Source organism: Pseudomonas sp. GD04015 (genome assembly GCF_029837675.1).
In the GTDB taxonomy this organism is placed as follows: Bacteria; Pseudomonadota; Gammaproteobacteria; order Pseudomonadales; family Pseudomonadaceae; genus Aquipseudomonas; species Aquipseudomonas paralcaligenes.
In genome coordinates, this window is record NZ_JAOEEE010000004.1 from 81,203 (window position 1) to 99,844 (window position 18,642).

Annotated in this window: 14 protein-coding genes and 1 pseudogene; 10 read left to right on the forward strand and 5 right to left on the reverse strand. The window is 61.1% G+C overall.

What is annotated here, in order from left to right; all coding sequences use genetic code 11:
• Positions 1–12 precede the first annotated feature (12 nt).
• The 5 genes from N7640_RS04765 to N7640_RS04785 all read left to right on the forward strand — a co-directional run bounded on the left by N7640_RS04765 (position 13) and on the right by N7640_RS04785 (position 10,053).
• Positions 13–1,356: a glycosyltransferase gene (locus tag N7640_RS04765; protein ID WP_279902918.1), complete on the forward strand. Its 1,344-nt coding sequence runs from the start codon at positions 13–15 to the stop codon at positions 1,354–1,356.
• Complete coding sequence (locus N7640_RS04770; RefSeq protein WP_279902920.1) at positions 1,356–5,561, forward strand: D-glucuronyl C5-epimerase family protein; 4,206 nt, start codon at positions 1,356–1,358, stop codon at positions 5,559–5,561. Before N7640_RS04765 ends, N7640_RS04770 begins: the two co-directional genes overlap by 1 nt.
• 91 nt (positions 5,562–5,652) lie before the next feature.
• The gene (gene asnB / locus N7640_RS04775) at positions 5,653–7,569 is read left to right on the forward strand and encodes an asparagine synthase (glutamine-hydrolyzing) (RefSeq protein WP_279902922.1); all 1,917 of its coding nucleotides are present in this window, start codon (positions 5,653–5,655) and stop codon (positions 7,567–7,569) included.
• A 28-nt stretch (positions 7,570–7,597) separates the two neighbouring features.
• The gene (locus N7640_RS04780) at positions 7,598–8,797 is read left to right on the forward strand and encodes a glycosyltransferase (protein ID WP_279902924.1); all 1,200 of its coding nucleotides are present in this window, start codon (positions 7,598–7,600) and stop codon (positions 8,795–8,797) included.
• Positions 8,794–10,053, forward strand: coding sequence for a glycosyltransferase family 4 protein (locus N7640_RS04785; RefSeq protein WP_279902926.1), 1,260 nt, complete (start codon positions 8,794–8,796; stop codon positions 10,051–10,053). The genes N7640_RS04780 and N7640_RS04785 overlap by 4 nt, the downstream gene beginning before the upstream one ends.
• A 44-nt stretch (positions 10,054–10,097) precedes the next feature.
• Here the strand turns inward: N7640_RS04785 and sutA are convergent, their stop codons facing one another.
• The 5 genes from sutA to glnK all read right to left on the reverse strand — a co-directional run bounded on the left by sutA (position 10,098) and on the right by glnK (position 14,135).
• A complete protein-coding gene (sutA, locus tag N7640_RS04790; protein ID WP_279902928.1) occupies positions 10,098–10,427 on the reverse strand; it encodes a transcriptional regulator SutA in 330 nt (109 codons plus the stop codon).
• A gap of 98 nt (positions 10,428–10,525) precedes the next feature.
• Positions 10,526–10,951 carry a secondary thiamine-phosphate synthase enzyme YjbQ gene (locus N7640_RS04795; protein ID WP_279902929.1) on the reverse strand — a complete coding sequence of 142 codons (426 nt, stop codon included), beginning with the start codon at positions 10,949–10,951 and terminating at the stop codon, positions 10,526–10,528.
• Positions 10,952–11,096: 145 nt separating this feature from the next.
• Positions 11,097–12,347 carry an ammonium transporter gene (locus N7640_RS04800; protein ID WP_279902931.1) on the reverse strand — a complete coding sequence of 417 codons (1,251 nt, stop codon included), beginning with the start codon at positions 12,345–12,347 and terminating at the stop codon, positions 11,097–11,099.
• Positions 12,348–12,442: 95 nt separating this feature from the next.
• Positions 12,443–13,759 carry an ammonium transporter gene (locus N7640_RS04805; protein WP_279902933.1) on the reverse strand — a complete coding sequence of 439 codons (1,317 nt, stop codon included), beginning with the start codon at positions 13,757–13,759 and terminating at the stop codon, positions 12,443–12,445.
• Between the two features lie 37 nt (positions 13,760–13,796).
• The gene (glnK, locus tag N7640_RS04810; RefSeq protein ID WP_021700071.1) at positions 13,797–14,135 is read right to left on the reverse strand and encodes a P-II family nitrogen regulator; all 339 of its coding nucleotides are present in this window, start codon (positions 14,133–14,135) and stop codon (positions 13,797–13,799) included.
• 409 nt (positions 14,136–14,544) lie between these two features.
• Between glnK and N7640_RS04815 the strand changes: the two genes are divergently transcribed.
• The 5 genes and pseudogenes from N7640_RS04815 (at position 14,545) to N7640_RS04835 (ending at position 18,177) form a co-directional block, all read left to right on the forward strand.
• Positions 14,545–14,808 carry an accessory factor UbiK family protein gene (locus tag N7640_RS04815; RefSeq protein ID WP_279902935.1) on the forward strand — a complete coding sequence of 88 codons (264 nt, stop codon included), beginning with the start codon at positions 14,545–14,547 and terminating at the stop codon, positions 14,806–14,808.
• A gap of 34 nt (positions 14,809–14,842) precedes the next feature.
• Positions 14,843–15,694: pseudogene (locus tag N7640_RS04820) on the forward strand (magnesium chelatase domain-containing protein); the annotation flags it as partial.
• Between the two features lie 138 nt (positions 15,695–15,832).
• Entirely contained in the window at positions 15,833–16,330 is a 498-nt protein-coding gene (locus tag N7640_RS04825; RefSeq protein ID WP_279902936.1) for a hypothetical protein, read from the forward strand.
• Positions 16,331–16,477: 147 nt separating this feature from the next.
• Entirely contained in the window at positions 16,478–17,596 is a 1,119-nt protein-coding gene (locus N7640_RS04830) for an ATP-binding protein (protein WP_279902937.1), read from the forward strand.
• 20 nt (positions 17,597–17,616) lie between these two features.
• Positions 17,617–18,177, forward strand: a complete 561-nt coding sequence (locus N7640_RS04835; RefSeq protein ID WP_279902938.1) for a winged helix-turn-helix transcriptional regulator — start codon at positions 17,617–17,619, stop codon at positions 18,175–18,177.
• Positions 18,178–18,642: the final 465 nt, after the last annotated feature.

An 18,642-nucleotide genomic window follows, 5' to 3' on the forward strand; every position in this document is an offset into this window, starting at 1 on the left:
GCTCATGTACTGATGCTCTGCCACGACCAGCATCTTGACCGCAGGGTGGTGGCACAGGCAGTTACCTTGATCGAGGGCGGCCACCAGGTTCGCCTGCTCGCACTGTCATTCGAGGGTGAAACCAGCCATGAACTGCTGGAGGAAGGGATCCAGCTCACCCGTATCGGGCTGAACCACATCATTCCGGAAAACCCGACCTACACAGGGTACATGGCGCGGCAGCACAAGCTGAACGATCTGCTGAACCGGGCAGCCAATCGCTACCCGCACCGCCTGGGCCTGTTCCAGCGCCTGTTCAACTACGGCAGCAAGCTGAACTGGAACCTGTACAAGGCGCTGCTGCTGTTGCGCTACCGCAATCGCAGACTCCACGACCCCCTGCCATTCCGCCAGGCCTTCTTCCAGCACGGGCTCCAGTTCCCGAGCGATCTGGTTCAGGTACATGACCTGCCGGCGCTGGAAGCCGGCACGGAGCTCGCAGCCACCTGGCAGGTGCCGCTGGTCTATGACGCCCACGAACTGTACCCGGAGCAGAAGTCGTTCTCCCGGGCACAGAGAAACATCTGCTCGAAAGCGGAAGATCGATTGATCCAGAAGGCCGACCTGGTCTTTGCCGTCAACGAGTCCATCGGCGAAGAGATGGCGCGCCGCTACCGCATAGCCAAGCCGGTCACCCTGCTCAACGCCATAGATCCCCACGAGACGTTCGACCCCGACGCCCACTACGATCTGCTGCGCGAAAAGCTCGGCATCTCGCCGCAACGACGCATCCTGCTGTTCCAGGGCGGCTTCTCACCCTACCGGAACCTGGAAAACCTGATGCAGGCAATGGCCCATGTCCATACCCCGGACGTGGACCTGGTGATGATGGGCTTCGGCGACTTCGGAGAACTGCTCAAGGAACAGGCCGCCAGCCTGAAGCTGCTCGGCTCGCGCATCCACTTCCTGCCCGCCGTGCCCCAGAGCGAGCTTCTCCAGCACAGCGCCTCGGCGGACATCGGGATCATTCCCTATCCCCACGTGGACCTGAACTCCTACTACTGCACGCCCAACAAGCTGTTCGAGTTCATCCAGGCGGGCCTGCCGATCCTTGCCAACGACTCGCCGGAGCTGAACCGCTTCGTCCAGAAGAACGACCTCGGCTATTCGCACCGGATGGACAATCCGAGAAAGATTGCGGAAGCCATCGACGCAGCCTTTGGCTCGCCGCGTTATTCCTCGTGGCGCAGCAATATCAAGAGCAAAAGAAGTGAGCTCGCCTGGAAGGGTCAAGGGGCCATCTACGCCCTGGAAATGAGCAAATTCCTGAATGCCGCCACCAATCCAGAGTCAGACAGTCTGAGCGGAGTCGTTTGATGAACCGTGCCGAGCCGCGCTTTGCGGCGCTTCTCCTGATATTCACCAGCCTCTGGTGCTTGATCGCCCATGCAGATACTGCGGCCGTACAAACCAATGTCGACCAGGCCCGGCACAGCACCGACGATGCAGGAGTGCCGCACTTGACCATCAGCGGAGTGGGCAAGGTCGACCATCCGGCGTGGACGGCCCTGTATGCGCTCGCCTACGCAGGGGTGGAGGACTACGACCCCGGGTTGGGCCTGAAGGCCGATCCCCAGCGCTTCGAGGCCAGCATCGCCTGGCTCAAGGCAAACCTCGCGCAGAACGAGCGTGGCCTCTGGGTCTGGACCTACAACTTCGACAGCACCTACAACGACGTCTCCATCAAGGCGCCCTGGAGCAGTGCCTTCGCACAGGCGACCGGTATCCAGGCCCTGCTGGCACACTGGCGCAAGACCCAGGACCCGAGCAGTCTGGAACTTGCCCGGAAAGCGGCCGAATCGCTGTTCGTCCCCCTCAGCGAAGGCGGCTTCCTGTTCAGCGCCGGCGATGACATCTGGTTCGAGGAAATCCCGTCCCCCGTCGAAAACCCCTCGCACATTCTCAACGGACACATGCGCGCCCTGCTCGCCCTGAACGAACTCAGGGAAGCCACCGGCGCAGACCTGTACCAGAAATGGTTCGGCAAGGGCAGCGACACTCTTCTGCGCTGGTTGCCGCTATACGACGCCGGGTACTGGCTCCGGTACGACCTGAATCCACGCAAGGACGAACTGCTGTTCCGCCTGGCCAACCCCTACGGCTTCGCCAACCCCGAACTGGCCATCGACCGCATCGTGTTGCGTGACCCGGAGTCGGGTGAAGAGTCCGTGCTGGATGTCGGCGGCGCCAACGATGCCGAGGGCCCGTTGCGTATCGCCGGTAACGACTGGGGGCAGATAGAGGAGGTGGGCGGCCGCAGCGTTCGGCGCCTGCGTCCGGTCGAAAGCGGGCGGGAAGCGCCGGACAGCGAAGGGCAGATGGTTGCACCTTTCAGTTATATCTACCTGAAGCTGCCCGGAGCATGGAAGAACAATCTCCGCAAAACACCATACGAACTGAGCATCGAATACCTGGACGAGAAACCGGGGAATCTGGAAGTCCAGATGCGCTCCATATCGCCGGCCAATGAAACGTTCAAGAAGCTGAAAGACAGTGATCTGTTGATTTCGGGTGCCAATGTCTGGCGCCAGTGGAAAATCAACGTGAATCCTAACGATCTCGGCTATTGGGTTGGCCGCCTGTACGCTCAGAAACACACTACATATCTGAAGTTACTGGCACACTCGGATAATAGACTTTCATCCTGGGCGGATATGGCAACCGGCTATCAGAACACACTGGAGCCAGGAAAAGCATTCCAGAAAGTTTCCCCCAAGAAAATCGAACTTCCACAACAAACACCCATGCTGCCGATATATTCTCTGGACAAGAGCGGGGTGTTGATGCAGCACGCCGCCACCGCCAAGAGCAGATTCGATAGCAATGGATTGTATGACCCCTCGTCCGACAGGGGCACCCCGATGTATTCGCCATACATCATAGCCACTCAACTGCTTGATGGCCCTGATACTGCTGGCGGAGTCTATTCAGAAATCAAAAACTCCGATATTCAACGCGCCCCAGCACTGAACTGGCTCAAGAACCCGAAGAACCAGGTAAAGCTGGGCGATGCGGTAACATTCGAATTCCCCTTCCCCAATGTGTATAACGACGTAACCACCTCGCCCCCCTGGCCCTCGGCATTCAGCCAGGCATATATACTCAAGGCGCTCGAATACACTCTGGATAATATAGATAAAAGTGCCGATATTCGGAGCCTTCTGAAGAAATCCGCCTACGCCTATGAGATTCCCGTCTCGAAGGGAGGTATATCCAGCGTCACTCGATCCGGGCTGGTCCACTTCGAAGAAGTTCCCAACGCAACACATGTCTTGAACGCTCACTTAGCGAGTTTGCCAGCACTGGCTTCAACGGCAGATCGGCTGAATGACGCCCGCATCAGGTCTTTGAAGGAGACTGGCATCGAGACATTACGCGCCAAGCTTTCACAGTTCGATACAGGCTACTGGCTGCGCTATGACCTCAACCCCAAGAAAGAATTGCTGTTCCAACTGGACTGGCTGGCCGGAGAAACGTCTCCGCTCATAGAAAGCATTGCCCTTGAGGCTCCCCAGTTTGCCAAACAGACTCAACTATACGTCGGCAGCGAGCAGGCATTTGATGGCACATCTCGTATCAGCGGACTGGAATGGTCACCGGTACAGCAAGTGGATGGTAAGCAAGCTCGCTCTTTTGCCAACGGCTATCTGAGCCACAAGGAAGCGGTACAGGGAGGCACTCGACATAATGCATACACCCTGATGCAGCTGCCCGAGGCAACGTTCTCCGACTATTTCGACGTACAACCACAGCGACTGGTGATTCGATACAAAGACGTATCGGCCGGGCAGTTTGTGGTCAAGGTCCAGTCGATTAGTGAAGGGAATGCACTGGACTTCACACCGCTCAGGAATTCCGTAATCACGACCACTGGCGATCAGCAATGGAAGGAAGCCGTGATTGAGGTTCGCCCGCAAGACATGGGGTGGTTCAAAGGAGCGGACTATCAGATCTTCGAGGTGGAACAGCTCGAGCAAATTGCCAAACTGACCGGAGACTGGTTCTTCGAACAGTACACGGAGCGCCAGCGCTACTATCTCGACAGCAAGAAAACCGGAAAAGCTGTGATTATCGAACCGGTCTTCCAACCGGTGCTCACGGCCGTCAAGCTCGAACTCGTCGAAGCCTCGAACATGTACGAAGGATTCGGCTTCGAGAATGCTCTGGATGGAGACCCCAATGATGACTACGTTGCGGGGCTGGAAAACTCCGCTCAGGACTTTGTAACGCTCAAGGTGGGCTCGCCCATCAAGAAGGGCGTCCTGAAACTCGTCTGGGAAAACGAGACCAACCATGCCCGGGCGGTCTCGATTTCGGCGCTGCGCGCGCCAGGCGAGACATACGAGAAAATTGCAGAAGCCTCGCTGCCGAGCGAGAAAGAAGTGGAAATCCCCTTCGAAACCGACAAGCCCTTCAAGAATCTCAGGGTCGAGTTCTCCGATTTCGTCGGTCAGCCCAGGCTCCTGCTGAGGCAGATCGAACTGGAGGCAGCCCTGCCGCCACGGGTAGGAACGGCTGCCGAGGCAACAGCGATCTTCGAACGACAGCCCGAAGGGGACTTTCTGGGTTTGGCGGATATCCGCAATCCGTTGCGGATCTACCGGCAGCCGGTGTCGCTGAAAATAAAGGCGCTCTCCGACTATCTGGTGCGCGGTCTCAATACGGATCACGAAAAGGTACTGGCATTCATGGGCTTCATCGATCAGTTCGATGTCGGCGTCGCCAGCGATACCACTCCAGAAACCACTGTGCTCGAGCACATCGGCGCCTGCGGCTCGTTCACCAACACGCTGCTCGCTCTGGCGACCGCCCAGGGCCTGGAGGGACGGGTAGTGAGCATGCTCAATTATCCCGATAGCGATGGGCATGCCCTGGCCGAAATAAAGATTGGTGACAAGTGGCAGCTGTACGACCCCACATACGGCGTCTACTACACGCTTGCCGGGAGCGACGCCCTGCTGTCGTTCGCGGAGGTCAAGTCTGCCTACGAGAAAGGTCTGGAAGTAGTAGTCCACCAGGACTCCCAGAGAAAAGGCGCCGCCGCCTACACGGGCAAGGACATTTTCACCCGAGCCAATCCGGCAGGTGTCGCGGGACCGGACAAACCCTTCGTGTTCTCGTTGCTCATGAACCTGAAAGAACGCAATTCGCTGCGCTCGAGCGAATTCGGTCCAAGCTGGCAAGGTGCCAACTTCATCGGAGCCGCGAGCACCAATCAGCAACAGCGCTGGACTCTCGAAGGCCTCACACCGGGTGCCGACTATGTCTTCGCGCTGAAAGCCAAGGGCCTGGGCGGCGACATCCTGACCTCGGATCGCACGTTCAAGGTGCGCGCGACACTGCCTGACGATGCCTCGCAGATCCTTGTGCACACCTTCGACTTTTCCCAGGGCGAGGTGCAGTCTTGGGAAATTCCCTTCACCGCCAAGTCCCAGACCCAGGAAGTTGTCGTCCAGCACGACTACACCGGGCCACTGCACAGATACATAAACATGGAAAGCTATGAAGTGCGCAAACGCTGACATGGCCGGAATGCATAGAAGCGCTTACGCGCAGTCGTCGAAAGCAGAGTGGTCTGCAAGGCGCCAGTTCGTGAAGGGAGCAGAGATTTAAATGTGTGGAATAACCGGCGTCCTTGCGATGCAGGGAACCAAAGATGCGCTGGGCGCCTCGCTGACCAGCATGATGCACGCCATCCGCCATCGCGGCCCGGATGGCGACGGTATCTGGCTGGATGAGAAACGCCCTGTCGGTCTGGGACACGTACGCCTGGCCATCATCGACCCGGAGCACGGCAAGCAGCCGATGACGACCGAGGATGGCCGCTATGTCGTGGTGTTCAACGGCGCCATCTACAACTATCTGGAGTTGCGCCGGGAGCTGACGGGCAAAGGGCATCCGATCCACAGCTATTCGGATACCGAGGTTCTTCTCTATGCCTACCGGGAGTGGGGAGAACAGTTCGTCGACCGCCTGATCGGCATGTTCGCCTTCGCCATCTGGGACAAGCACGAGCAGCGGCTGTTCTGTGCGCGCGACCGGATCGGCATCAAGCCGTTCTACTACCATTTCGACGGGCAGCGCCTGCTGTTCGCCTCGGAGATCAAGGCGATCCTGGCCGATCCCGGTGTCGAGGCCGCCGCGAACTTCGAAGGACTGCAGGACTACCTGACCTTCCAGTTCTGCCTGGACCAGAAGACCCTGTTCAAGGGCATCGACAAGCTGGAGCCGGGACACTGCCTGAGCGCCCATTACGAGGGCGACGTGCTCAAGGTCACCACCCGCCAGTACTGGGACCTGCGCTACGAGATCGACGAGGAGCACGACGAGCGCTACTTCATCGACACGCTGTCCGGCCTGATCGACGACTCCATCCGCCTTCACCTGCGTTCCGATGTGCCGCTGGGAGCGCACCTTTCCGGCGGGCTGGATTCCAGCTCCATCGTCTGCCTGGCGTCGCGCATGCTCGGGGGCGAGCAGCTGAAGACCTTCACCGGGGCCTTCAGCGAGGGGCCCCAATTCGATGAGACCGCCTATGCCAAGGAGGTCTCGTCCTTCGCCGGTACGGCCTACCACGAAATCTTCATTCCGGCCGGGCATGAACTGCCCGATGTGCTGCCGCGGCTGATGTATTACATGGACGAGCCGCTGGCCGGCCCCGGCGTGATTCCCCAGTACTACGTCTCCCGTCTCGCCAGCGAGCATGTGAAGGTGGTGATGGGCGGACAGGGCGGCGACGAGCTGTTCATCGGCTATGCGCGCTACATGGCCGTCTACCTGGAGAAATGCCTGTCGGGCGCCATCTACCAGACGGCAAACCAGCGGCGCTACGCGGTTTCCCTCGAATCCATCGTGCCGAACCTGCCGTTGCTGGCGACCTACCAGCCCATGCTGCAGAACCTGTGGATGGATGGACTGTTCAATTCGCACGACCAGCGCTACTTCCGCCTGACGGATCGCAGCGAGGGCATGAGCCAGCTGTTCAACCCCGAGGCATTGCGCGGTGCCGGCAACTATTCGCCGTTCGAGTCCTTCCAGCGCATCTTCAACCGCGACGAACTGCATTCCCTGGTCAACCAGATGACCTACTTCGACCTGAAAGGCTCCCTGCCGGCGTTGCTGCACGTCGAGGATCGCACCAGCATGGCGGCCTCCATCGAATCACGCGTGCCGCTGCTGGATCACCGCATCGTCGAGTTCATGGCCAGCATCCCGCCCAACATCAAGTTCGCTGGCGGCCGCATGAAGCACCTGTTCAAGGAGTCGGTACGCAGCGCGGTCCCCCAGACGATCTTCGAGCGCAAGGACAAGATGGGCTTCCCCACCCCGCTGACGCAGTGGACCAAGGGTGTAGCCCGCGACACGCTGCTCTCCGGGCGGGCCCGGCAGCGTGGCCTGTACAACCCGGAAGCGGTCGAGAAGGCGCTGACGGACGAGCGAGAGTTCGGCCGTATCGTCTGGGGCCTGCTGTGCCTGGAACTCTGGCATCGCATCTTCATCGACAAGGACATGCAGCCCGGTGGCATCTGATTTCCGGCCGTTCTCGCGGCGAATACTGATGCTGTGCACCGACCGCCGGATCGACCGCCGGATATCGCTCCAGGCGGACAGCCTGGAGGAAGACGGCTGGCAGGTAACGATCCTGGCCCTGCCACTCGACCAGCCCGCCCCGGAATCGGACCCGCGCGTGGTCCGCCTAGGCGCGGCCGGCATGCAGGCGCGCCGGGAAGGCCGGGTCCTGGCGATCTACCGTGTAGTACGCCGCCATCTGCCGATGAACGGCCGGCTCATGCGCCTGCTGAAGTCGTTCGCCTGGCGCTTCCTGGTGGATCAGGAACGTTTCTATCTCAACCTGTTTCTCGCCGACGGACGCCACCACCCGGCGGAGATCGTGGTGGCGCACGACCTGCCCATGCTGGCGGTCGGCAGAGTCCTGGCCGATGAATTCGGTGCGCGCCTGGTCTACGACAGCCACGAGCTCTATAGCGAGCAGGAGTTTTCTCCGGGCCAGCGGGCGGCCTGGGCGAAGATAGAGCGCCGGCACATCCACGCCTGCGACCGGGTGATCACCGTCAACCCGTCGATCGCGAAGGAACTGCAGACCCGGTACGGGTTGGCCGAGGTCGAGGTAATTCTCAATGCCGAGCGCGTAGGACAATTGCCGCCACGCTCGACGTACCTGCACAAGCACTTCGGCATTCCCGCCGCGCATCGGATCCTGCTCTTTCAGGGGGGTCTTTCCGCCACACGAAATCTGGTCGAGCTGGTCGAGGCGATGGCACGGCTGAGCGATAGGAGCATCCACCTGGTCCTGCTGGGCGATGGTCAGCTGTGGCGCAGCCTGCAGCGACTGGTCGCACAGCGGGGCTTGCAGGAACAGGTCCACCTGCACCCGGCGGTAGCCCAGGCCGAGCTGCTGGCCGTCACCGCCGCCGCGGACGCCGGCGTGATCCCCTATCAGGGCATCTGCCTGAACAACTACTACTGCACGCCGAACAAGCTGTTCGAATTCGTGGCCGCCGGGCTGCCGATTCTCGCCAGCGATCTGCCAGAGCTGCGCCGTCTGGTGGAGGATCGGCAGGTCGGCCGCGTGGCCGACCTGGGCACCCCCGCCACCATCGCGACGGCCATCGAGGACTTCTTCGCCGATGAGCAACGCCTGCAGCGCTGGCGGGACAACCTGCTCGAGGTACGCCGGGAATTGAGCTGGGAACGCGAAGGCGAGCGGCTCAAGCGGATCTATGGGGCGTTCAGATGAAGGTGGCGGTCATCTATCAGTACTACCAGGGCCACGCCTCGCCCGGCCATTCGCTGATCTACGAACTGACCCAGCACCTCGCCGGCAACGGACACGAGGTCTCTGTGGTGTCCGGGGAGACCGGCTACATGCGGCCCGCGCAGTCCGGCCGCCCCTGGTACAAGCGCCTGCTGCGGCGCGAGCGCGACGGTGCGGTCCAGGTCATCCGTACCTACACCTACTCGCAGCTGCACCGCAGCTACCTGGGCAGGCTGCTCGGCTTCATCTCGTTCTCGCTGACGGCCCCGGTCGGTCTGCTGGTCGCCCCGAGACCGGATGTGGTGCTCGCCTCCTCTCCGCCCATCTTCCCGATGTTTCCCATCTGGCTGGTGTGCAAGCTGCTCCGCATCCCCATGGTCTTCGAGGTCCGCGACCTGTGGCCGGAGTCGGCCGTGCAGATGGGCATCCTGCACAACCGGCAGTTGATCGCCATCATGTCCTGGATGGAGCGGGTGCTCTACGACAACGCGGCCCACATAGTCGCCTTGACGCATGGCATCCGCGACGACATTCACCGACGCGGCTGGCCCGCCGAGAAGCTGGAGGTCATCACCTGCGGCATCGATACCGGAATGCTCTTCCCGGACGCAGCGGCCGGCGCGGAAGTGCGCCGTGCGCATGGCTGGCAGGGACGCGAACTGGTGCTCTACCTGGGTGCCATGGGAGAAGCCAACAATCTTGAAGTGATACTGGAGGCCGCACGCCGCTGCCAGCGGGAGAACGTGCTGTTCCTGCTGATAGGCGACGGCATGAAGCGCCCTCATCTGGAGGCGCGCCTCGACGCGCTGGGGCTGGGCAATGTGCGCATCCTGCCGCCGATTCCCAAGGAGGAGGTTCGGGGCTACATCAATGCGGCGGACATCTGCCTGGTCACGCTGATGGACATCCCCCTGTTCAAGGGCGCCATTCCCACCAAGCTGCTGGATTACATGGCCTGTGGTCGTCCCGTGCTCTGCGGGGTTGCCGGCGAGGCTGGCGAGATTCTGGAAAGATCGGGCGCGGGCTGGATCTTCCCGGCCAACGATGCCGAGCGCCTCGCTCGCATGGTCGAAGAAATGCTTGCCGACGGCCCGACACGTTCGCGCATGGGCGAAGGCGGCGTGGCCCATGTACGCAGCCATTTCGACGCCATCGGCAACCGCATGGCGATGGAGCGCCTGCTGGCACGGGTAGCAGCGGGCGACACGCCCGGCACGGCAGGACCCACAGCGTCATGAAAAAGCCCGCCGAATGGCGGGCTCTTTCATGGCGGCGGCCGTCCTCAGATGGGGCGGCTGCCGTATTTGCTGTCCGGCTTCTTGGGCGGGTCGGCCACCACGTTGGGCTCGATCTCCTGGACCTTGCCGCCACGGGAGAGGAACTCCTCCATGGCCATGGCCAGGGCGTCGCGCTCCTTCTGCTTGGCTTCTACGCTGGGCAGCTCCTCGACCTCGTCGGCCGCCTTGGCCTTCTTGCCCGATTTGCCACCGGACTCGCCGGCTTCGCCGCTGTCGGCCTCGGCGTCATCGCCGGAATCGGCCGCCTCCAGCTCATCGCCTTCTTCCTCGTCGGCGCCTTCCAGCTCGTCCTGTTCCAGTTCTTCGTCGCTCATGTTCTACCTCATGACTTGCGCAGAGCAGGTTACTTATAGACCAGCCGCATTCATTGCAAAAATGCCGCTGGAAAAAAACGTCATCGGCGGCCGCGCCATCAGCGCAGCTCGCCCTGCAGGGTCGCCAGCACCCGACGGGCACCACCATGATCGCGATGCTCGCCGAGATAGATGCCCTGCCAGGTGCCGAGGTTCAACCGACCTTCGCCGATCGGCAGGCTCAGCTGGCATCCCAGCAGGCTGGACTTGAAGTGCGCCGGCAGGTCGTCCGGCCCTTCGTAGTCGTGTTCGTAGCCGCCTTCGCCCTGGGGCACGAGACGGTTGAAGAAACGCTCGAAGTCACGTCGCACCGCACCATCGGCGTTCTCGTTGATGGTCAGCGAGGCGGACGTGTGCTGCAGCCAGAGGTGCAGCAGGCCGACCCGGTAGCCCGCCAGTTCGGGCAGCGCCGCCACCAGCTCGTCGGTCACCAGGTGGAAGCCCCGCGCCCGGGCGCGCAACTGGATCGTGCGTTGCAGCCACATAGGCCGCTCCCTGCAGTCATCACTGGCGGCGCATTCTAGTGACTGTGCGCGGCGTTTTCACCTGGCCCGAGCGGGAAATTTGCAATCTGCCGCAGCGCTCGCAGAGGACATGAAGAAAGGGCGCCGAAGCGCCCCTTGCGGATGTTCACTTGCGGGTGAACTCCGGGTAGGCCTCCATGCCGCACTCGGCGATGTCGACGCCTTCGTACTCGTCTTCCTCGCTGACCCGCAGCCCCATGGCCAGCTTGATCAGGCCCCATACCACCAGGCTGGCCACGAACACCCACGCGAAGATGCAGGCCGCGCCGAGCATCTGCACGCTGAGACTGGCGCCGCCATTGGTCAGGGGCACCGCCATCAGGCCCCAGACGCCGCTGGTGCCATGCACCGAGATGGCGCCAACCGGGTCGTCGATGCGCAGGCGCTCCAGCATCAGGATGCTGAACACCACCAGCACACCGCCCACCGCGCCGATCAGGGTCGCCTGCACCGCCGTAGGGGTGGACGGCTCGGCGGTGATGGACACCAACCCGGCCAGGGCGCCGTTGAGGATCATGGTCAGGTCCGCCTTGCCGAACAGCACGCGGGCCACCACCAGCGCCGCCAGCAGGCCGCCGGCGGCGGCCATGTTGGTGTTCACGAACACGCTGGCGACGGCATTGGCGTCCTCGATGCTACTGACCTTGAGCTGGGAGCCGCCGTTGAAGCCGAACCAGCCGAACCAGAGGATCAGGGTGCCGAGCGTCGCCAGCGGCAGGTTGGCGCCGGGGATCGCGTTGATCTGCCCCTGGCTGCCGTACTTGCCCTTGCGCGCGCCGAGCAGGATGACCCCGGCCAGGGCCGCGGAGGCGCCGGCCAGGTGGACGATGCCGGAGCCGGCGAAGTCCTTGAAGCCGAGCTGCTTGAGGAAGCCGCCGCCCCAGGTCCAGTAGCCCTCGATCGGGTAGATCAAACCGCACATGACCACGGCAAAGGCGAGGAAGGCCCACAGCTTCATGCGCTCGGCCACCGCGCCGGAGACGATGGACATGCAGGTGGCGGTGAACACCACTTGGAAGAAGAAGTCGGCCCGTTTCGAGTATCCCGGCGCATCCTCGCCACCGGCGGCCACCAGGTCCACCGCGTGCTCGGCACCGATCAGGAAGCCGAAGTGCGGCAGCACGCCACCAGCGGCCCCGCCATACATCACGTAGTAGCCGATCAGCAGGTACATCACGGCGGCCAGGGCATAGAGCACGATGTTCTTGGTGAGAATCTCCGCGGTGTTCTTGGCCCGTACCAGGCCGGATTCGAGCATGGCGAAGCCAGCCGCCATCCACATCACCAGGGCACCACAGATCAGGAGATAGAAGGTATCCAGCGCATACTGCAGGGGAATCAGAGCCGTGCTTTCCATCGAGTACTCCGTTGTACCGGTTGCACAAGGTGCGCCGCCGTTGGCGCGGAAAGAAAAACGCCCGGCGAACCGGGCGTCTGGTACAGCAGCAGGGCTTACAGGTTGTAGCCGCGCTCGTTGTGCTCGGAGAGGTCGAGGCCGACGGTCTCGGACTCCTCGCTGACACGCAGGCCCATCACCAGGTCGATGACCTTGAGGATGACGTAGGTCAGGACGGTGGTGTAGACGATGGTGAACAGCACGCTCTCGGTCTGGATCCACAGTTGGCTGGCGATGCTCTCGAACTCGCCGAAGCCACCCAGGGCCGGGGAGCCGAAGGCGCCCACCAGGATGGCGCCGACGATGCCGCCGATGCAGTGCACGCCGAACACGTCGAGGGAATCGTCGTAGCCCAGCTTGCGCTTCAGGCTGGTGGCGCAGAAGAAGCAGATCACGCCAGCGGCCAGGCCGATCACCAGGGCGCCCACCGGGCCCACGGCGCCAGCGGCCGGGGTGATGGCAACCAGGCCGGCGACCACGCCGGAGGCGATGCCCAGGGCGCTCGGCTTACCGTGGGTGATCCACTCGGCGAACATCCAGGACAGGGCGGCGGCGGCGGTGGCGATCTGGGTGACCAGCATGGCCATGCCCGCGGTGTCGTCGGCGGCGGCGGCGGAGCCGGCGTTGAAGCCGAACCAGCCGACCCACAGCATGGCGGCGCCGATCAGGGTGTAGCCCAGGTTGTGCGGGGCCATCGGGGTGGTCGGGTAGCCCTTGCGCTTGCCCAGCACCAGGCAGGCCACCAGGCCGGCGATACCGGCGTTGATGTGCACCACGGTGCCGCCGGCGAAGTCGATCACGCCTTCATCCCACAGGAACGCGCCGTCGCCGGACCAGACCATGTGGCACATGGGGGCGTAGACGATGGTGAACCAGACGGTCATGAAGATCAGCATCGCGGAGAACTTCATGCGCTCGGCGAAGGCACCCACGATCAGCGCCGGGGTGATGATCGCGAAGGTCATCTGGAAGGTGATGAACACGCTTTCCGGGAAGGCACCGACCAGGCTGTCCTTGGTCAGGTTGCTCAGGAAGGCATTGTTCAGGGTGCCGACGAAGGAGTTCAGGTTGGTGACGCCCTGCTCCATGCCGGTGGTGTCGAAGGCCAGGCTGTAGCCGTAGACGAACCAGAGGATGCTCATCAGGCCGGTGATGGCGAAACACTGCATCATCACCGAGAGAATGTTCTTGGAACGCACCATGCCGCCGTAGAACAGCGCCAGGCCGGGGATGGTCATGAACAGCACCAGCGCGGTGGCGGTCAGCATCCACGCGGTGTCGCCGGAGTTGAGGACGGCCTCGTCAGCCATGGCCAGGCCAGGGGTTACGAGGGACAAAAGGGCTCCTAGCCCTGCGATCTTACGCAGAGTCATGTGTTTTTCTCCTGGGGCGTGTTGGGGGTTCTGAGGCTTAAACTGCGTCGGTGCCGGTTTCGCCGGTACGGATGCGGATGGCCTGTTCCAGATTGACGACGAAGATCTTGCCGTCACCGATCTTGCCGGTGTTGGCCGCCTTGGTGATCGCCTCGATGACACGGTCCAGCTGGTCGTCGGCGATGGCCACGTCGATCTTCACCTTGGGCAGGAAATCGACCACGTACTCCGCGCCGCGATACAGCTCGGTGTGGCCCTTCTGCCGACCGAAGCCTTTGACTTCGGTCACGGTGATGCCCTGCACGCCGATCTCCGACAGCGACTCGCGCACGTCGTCCAGCTTGAACGGCTTGATGATGGCAGTGACTAGTTTCATGAAACTCTCTCCCGTTTTGATGGACTCGCCCCAGGAAAACGAACCCGGCTCAAGTCTAAGCGCAGTGTCTGGCTTTTGAAACGCATCATCCGCACCGGCGTCCGGCCCGAGCGATGCCACCAACCGCATCCGGTGAGGCACTCCCCCGCCTCATCCTGTCCACCGGTACTGCATCGGTGCACGCGTCACGGGGTGTAAAGCAGAAAGCTTGCCAGCTATGCCAAAAGGCCACTTTTTCAGGAGTTTAGGCGGCTCCAGCGAGGAATCCGGGAAAACCGGGCGGGCGCACCGTGCGCCACATTGGTGCATTGCCAACCACCAAGGTGATCAAAAATCGTGCACCGCCCCCTGGCGAAGGGGCTCGGGGAGGGCGTGCTACACTGGCCGCCGTTTACCAACGGAATCCGCCATGCTGCCGCCCAAAGCCATCCTCGACACCCTTGCCAGCCATGCCTCGCGCCTGTTCAGCGGCGACATCCCGCTGCCGCGCGGCGAGATCGAGGCCCAGCTCAAGGCCCTGCTGCAGAGCGCATTCGGCAAGCTGGACCTGGTCAGCCGCGAGGAATTCGACAGCCAGATGGCCGTGCTCGCCCGCACCCGCGCCCGCCTGGAGGCGCTGGAAGCCCGGCTGGCGGAACTGGAAGCCCAACAGACAACACCCCCCGCCGAATAAGCCCATCGGCGGGCATGCGATCAAGGAGTGATCCATGTCCCTGGCCATCGTCCACAGCCGCGCCCAGGTGGGCGTCGAAGCGCCGGCCGTCTCGGTCGAGGCGCACCTGGCCAACGGCCTGCCAGGCATGGCCCTGGTCGGCCTGCCGGAGACCGCCGTCAAGGAAAGCAAGGACCGCGTGCGCAGCGCGATCCAGAATTCCGGGTTCGATTTTCCCGCCCGCAGGATCACCCTCAACCTGGCGCCCGCCGACCTGCCCAAGGATGGCGGGCGCTTCGACCTGGCTATCGCCCTGGGCATCCTCGCCGCCAACGGACAGGTGCCGGCTGAAACCCTGATCACGCTGGAGTGCCTCGGCGAGCTGGCCCTGTCGGGCGAACTGCGGCCGGTACGCGGCGTGCTGCCGGCGGCGCTGGCCGCTCGCGCCGCCGGACGCACCCTGGTGGTGCCGAGGGCCAACGCCGAGGAAGCCTGCCTGGCCTCCGGGCTGGTCGTACTGGCCGCCGACCACCTGCTGGAAATCGCCGCCCATCTCAATGGCCACACGCCGCTGCCGCCCTACCAGGCCGGCGGCTTGCTGCGCGCCGCGCCCGACTACCCCGACCTGGCCGACGTACAGGGCCAGCTGGCGGCCAAGCGCGCCCTGCTGATCGCCGCCAGCGGCGGCCACAACCTGCTGCTCAGCGGCCCGCCCGGCACCGGCAAGACCCTGTTGGCCAGCCGTCTGCCCGGCCTGCTGCCGCCGCTCGGCGAAGACGAGGCCCTGGAGGTCGCCTCCATCCAGTCGGTGGCCAGCCTGGCGCCGCTGGAACGCTGGCCGCAGCGGCCGTTCAGGACGCCGCACCACAGCGCCTCCGCCGCGGCGCTGGTCGGTGGCGGCTGTAGGATCTCGAAATAGCTGCGATTTTTTTAGAATTAATGCGAAAAATCGCCCAGCCTTGTAGACACCCCACCCCACAAGCGCTGCATCCTCTCCTACACTCTCGCCCGCCAGGATGGCATCTCATACGAATGGAGCTCGATCATGCGTTTTCTTAAATATCTCGGCATTGCCCTCGCATCTGCTTTGCTTTCTGCTTACGCAGCTTGCTGGCTCGTAGCCCCCCGCACCATTGAAGCTCCGCATACCGTTGTGCGTCCGCCATTAAAAGTGGAGCAGCAGAACGGGCTACTGCTGATCTGGGGTGCGTGGGAAACCCAAAAGGGGTATGAGGCACCAGGAACCAATGCCATCGAGATTCGCTGCGATCAAGCGAGCGGTCGCTGCACCGAGGCTTATGCCTCCATACTCCACCACAGTGAGGGCGAAGATTTGGAAGCCCAAGTGTTCGATTACGCAGTGCAAACTTGGACAGAGCTTGAGGTTGAGGCAGTAGCTGATCGAACCATGGGCTGCCTAACTCGGCATCTTCTCGTGGATCTCCCAGCTAAGCAGGCTCGCCTAAAGTGGGGGCCTGGTCCAGCCGAAGCAGGTTGCGACGGAGATGTAGGTGACGCCGTGCTGGTAGGTGATCCGCTGTAAGCCAGTCTATCCATAAGTCACAGAGCACGAGATGGCGATATGATTCCATCATCAGGCTGCAGCCTTGTAGAATCTAAATGCACCATCAACAGACATTCATTTAGCGTGCACCTCGGGTTCAAGGCCCAGGCAACCGCATCGACAGACATGAAGAATCGGATCACTCGACTTCTGGATGAGAACCCTGGTTTGAAAGGGCGCGAGATAGCTCGCGAGCTCGAACTCGACCGAAAAGCGGTTAGCAGCTTCCTTTATAAGAACCTAGACACCTTCGTCCAAGATCCCGAGACGTTCGGGTGGTCACTTTTGGCCAATACGCATTTTGTACTTGAGCTGACCTCAAGCCGAACGTGGCTCACGCAAGATCACTTCGAAAAGATTCTTTTAAAATCTGGCTCGCCGTTAGATACGGACCATAGCAATGTAGTTATCAAAGTCACTGATGAGCGCAAGGTCCTACTATGCGCTGCAGCCAGGATCCTCTCACTAGCCAACCAGCTGGCTGCATCCGGCAAGAAGGTGGGGCTAGATTTCACGAACAATGAGGGCACGATTTCCTACTTGGACCGTGCAGGTTTCTTTGACCGCCTTGAGAAATCTGTAAGTGTTGTGCCCCAGCGCCCATCAAGTTCAGCCGCGCAGCGTTTCATGGCTAACAACATTGGCTTAGTTGAACTTCTTGAAATAGAAGCCCTTCCTAAAAACGACGACACCTTCGACGTGGGACCGAGCGTTCCACACCGCATCAAAGAGAGTTTTTCTGAAGTATTCGGAAGCAAGAATGCCAACAAGCTATTCACTGTTGCTGGAGAGCTTGTTGGAAATGTTCAAGAACACTCTGAGACTGCCATTCCTGGATTTGCAGGTCTTCAGGCATACGGCCGTGACTCCAATCAGACAGTAGTGCTTGTGATCTCCGACTCCGGAAAAGGCATCTGCGCGACCTTGCGCCCTGGCCTCCATAAGCATTTCCCTGAGATTGCAAAGAAATTTGAACCTTCAGTTGAAGCAGCTGATCCTAAACTTATCCGTCATATCATGCTGCACCGAGGCCTAAGCAGGCTCGGAAAGGGTCAGGGAGCAGGCCTTCATGCGAGCCATGGAATAGCAGAAAAATTAGATGCCAAAGTTACAATTAGACAGGAAAACTTTTCGGTTCTAATGGTTTATCGAGCAGGCACTCTGGAAGGCTCTAAATTTACATTAGACCTGCCTAAGCTCCATGGAACTCATATTGTGTTTGAGTTCAACTTGACAAAAAACTAACTTCTGGTTAAACTGGAACTATGAACGAGAAAATTCACATCCTTGACCTCTTCAAGTTTGTGGGCGAAAAACACCCTTACGGCGCAGCCAAAGGGCGTAAAGCTCATTCCAGACTTCTAGCCCATATCGACTCAATTCCCAATATTCCAGTTATCGGTATTTCACTTTCGAATATTGAGTCAGCAGATATCTCCTTCTTCCGAGAGGCCGTTATTTATACAGCCAAACGCTACAGCAAACAGATTTCGTTCTTTGTTTGCGGGATTGAGGATGAGGACATCTTCGATAACTTAGATGGCGCAGCCGACTCTGGCGATTTTCGCCTCACCTGCTGGGTCGGAAAGGAATGTAGATTCGTCGGCCCTAAACCCTCAGCATCTAGTAAGGCCCTCCTGGAGCTGGTGATCGACAATCGAGAGGCAACGACCGCCGAGGCAGCCGCAGCCCTCGACATCAGCGTCCAAAATGCTAGCACCAGACTGAAACGCCTCTCTGACGAAGGCTTCCTCCTGCGATCCGAGGCCGCCGCAGAGACCGGCGGAAAGGAGTTCGTGTACCAGGTCATAGGTCAGTCCGCTTAAACCCCTTCCATGAACGAGAAAAAGGATCTACACTGTGTGCAGGTCCTTTTTTTACGCATCCTGTTAAACGGCTTCAGTTAAGAAGAAAATCAAGGAGGCAGCCATGGGAGCACGATACGAAATCAGCTGGAGCAGGGATGGCGGGCGGAGATTTCAGCTGAAGGCCCCGGACGGCCAGGTTCTACTGCAGAGCGAGACCTACCAGACGCCCGCCGGGTGCATGAACGGGATTGCATCCTGCAGAGAGCACGCACCCTTTGACCGGTTTTATGTGCGAGGGATAGCAGGCAGCGCCCAGCAGGCCTTCCAACTGAAGGCCGCGAATAACCGGGTTCTCGGGCAAAGCATGCCTTGCTGCTCTGCGGAGCTGCGCGAGTCGAGGATTCAGGCAATCAAGAAATACGCACCGACTGCAGTCATTCAAGACCACACCCAGTAAAGAGGAGATAAGAAAAAACAGAGAAA

Excerpts from the sequence above, each read along its gene's own strand:
- N7640_RS04765 (WP_279902918.1), top strand. The coding sequence starts at position 13 with ATGCTCTGCCACGACCAGCATCTTGACCGCAGGGTGGTGGCACAGGCA.
- N7640_RS04770 (WP_279902920.1), top strand. The coding sequence starts at position 1,356 with ATGAACCGTGCCGAGCCGCGCTTTGCGGCGCTTCTCCTGATATTCACC.
- asnB (WP_279902922.1), top strand. The coding sequence starts at position 5,653 with ATGTGTGGAATAACCGGCGTCCTTGCGATGCAGGGAACCAAAGATGCG.
- N7640_RS04780 (WP_279902924.1), top strand. The coding sequence starts at position 7,598 with ATGCTGTGCACCGACCGCCGGATCGACCGCCGGATATCGCTCCAGGCG.
- N7640_RS04785 (WP_279902926.1), top strand. The coding sequence starts at position 8,794 with ATGAAGGTGGCGGTCATCTATCAGTACTACCAGGGCCACGCCTCGCCC.
- sutA (WP_279902928.1), bottom strand. The coding sequence starts at position 10,427 with ATGAGCGACGAAGAACTGGAACAGGACGAGCTGGAAGGCGCCGACGAG.
- N7640_RS04795 (WP_279902929.1), bottom strand. The coding sequence starts at position 10,951 with ATGTGGCTGCAACGCACGATCCAGTTGCGCGCCCGGGCGCGGGGCTTC.
- N7640_RS04800 (WP_279902931.1), bottom strand. The coding sequence starts at position 12,347 with ATGGAAAGCACGGCTCTGATTCCCCTGCAGTATGCGCTGGATACCTTC.
- N7640_RS04805 (WP_279902933.1), bottom strand. The coding sequence starts at position 13,759 with ATGACTCTGCGTAAGATCGCAGGGCTAGGAGCCCTTTTGTCCCTCGTA.
- glnK (WP_021700071.1), bottom strand. The coding sequence starts at position 14,135 with ATGAAACTAGTCACTGCCATCATCAAGCCGTTCAAGCTGGACGACGTG.
- N7640_RS04815 (WP_279902935.1), top strand. The coding sequence starts at position 14,545 with ATGCTGCCGCCCAAAGCCATCCTCGACACCCTTGCCAGCCATGCCTCG.
- N7640_RS04825 (WP_279902936.1), top strand. The coding sequence starts at position 15,833 with ATGCGTTTTCTTAAATATCTCGGCATTGCCCTCGCATCTGCTTTGCTT.
- N7640_RS04830 (WP_279902937.1), top strand. The coding sequence starts at position 16,478 with ATGAAGAATCGGATCACTCGACTTCTGGATGAGAACCCTGGTTTGAAA.
- N7640_RS04835 (WP_279902938.1), top strand. The coding sequence starts at position 17,617 with ATGAACGAGAAAATTCACATCCTTGACCTCTTCAAGTTTGTGGGCGAA.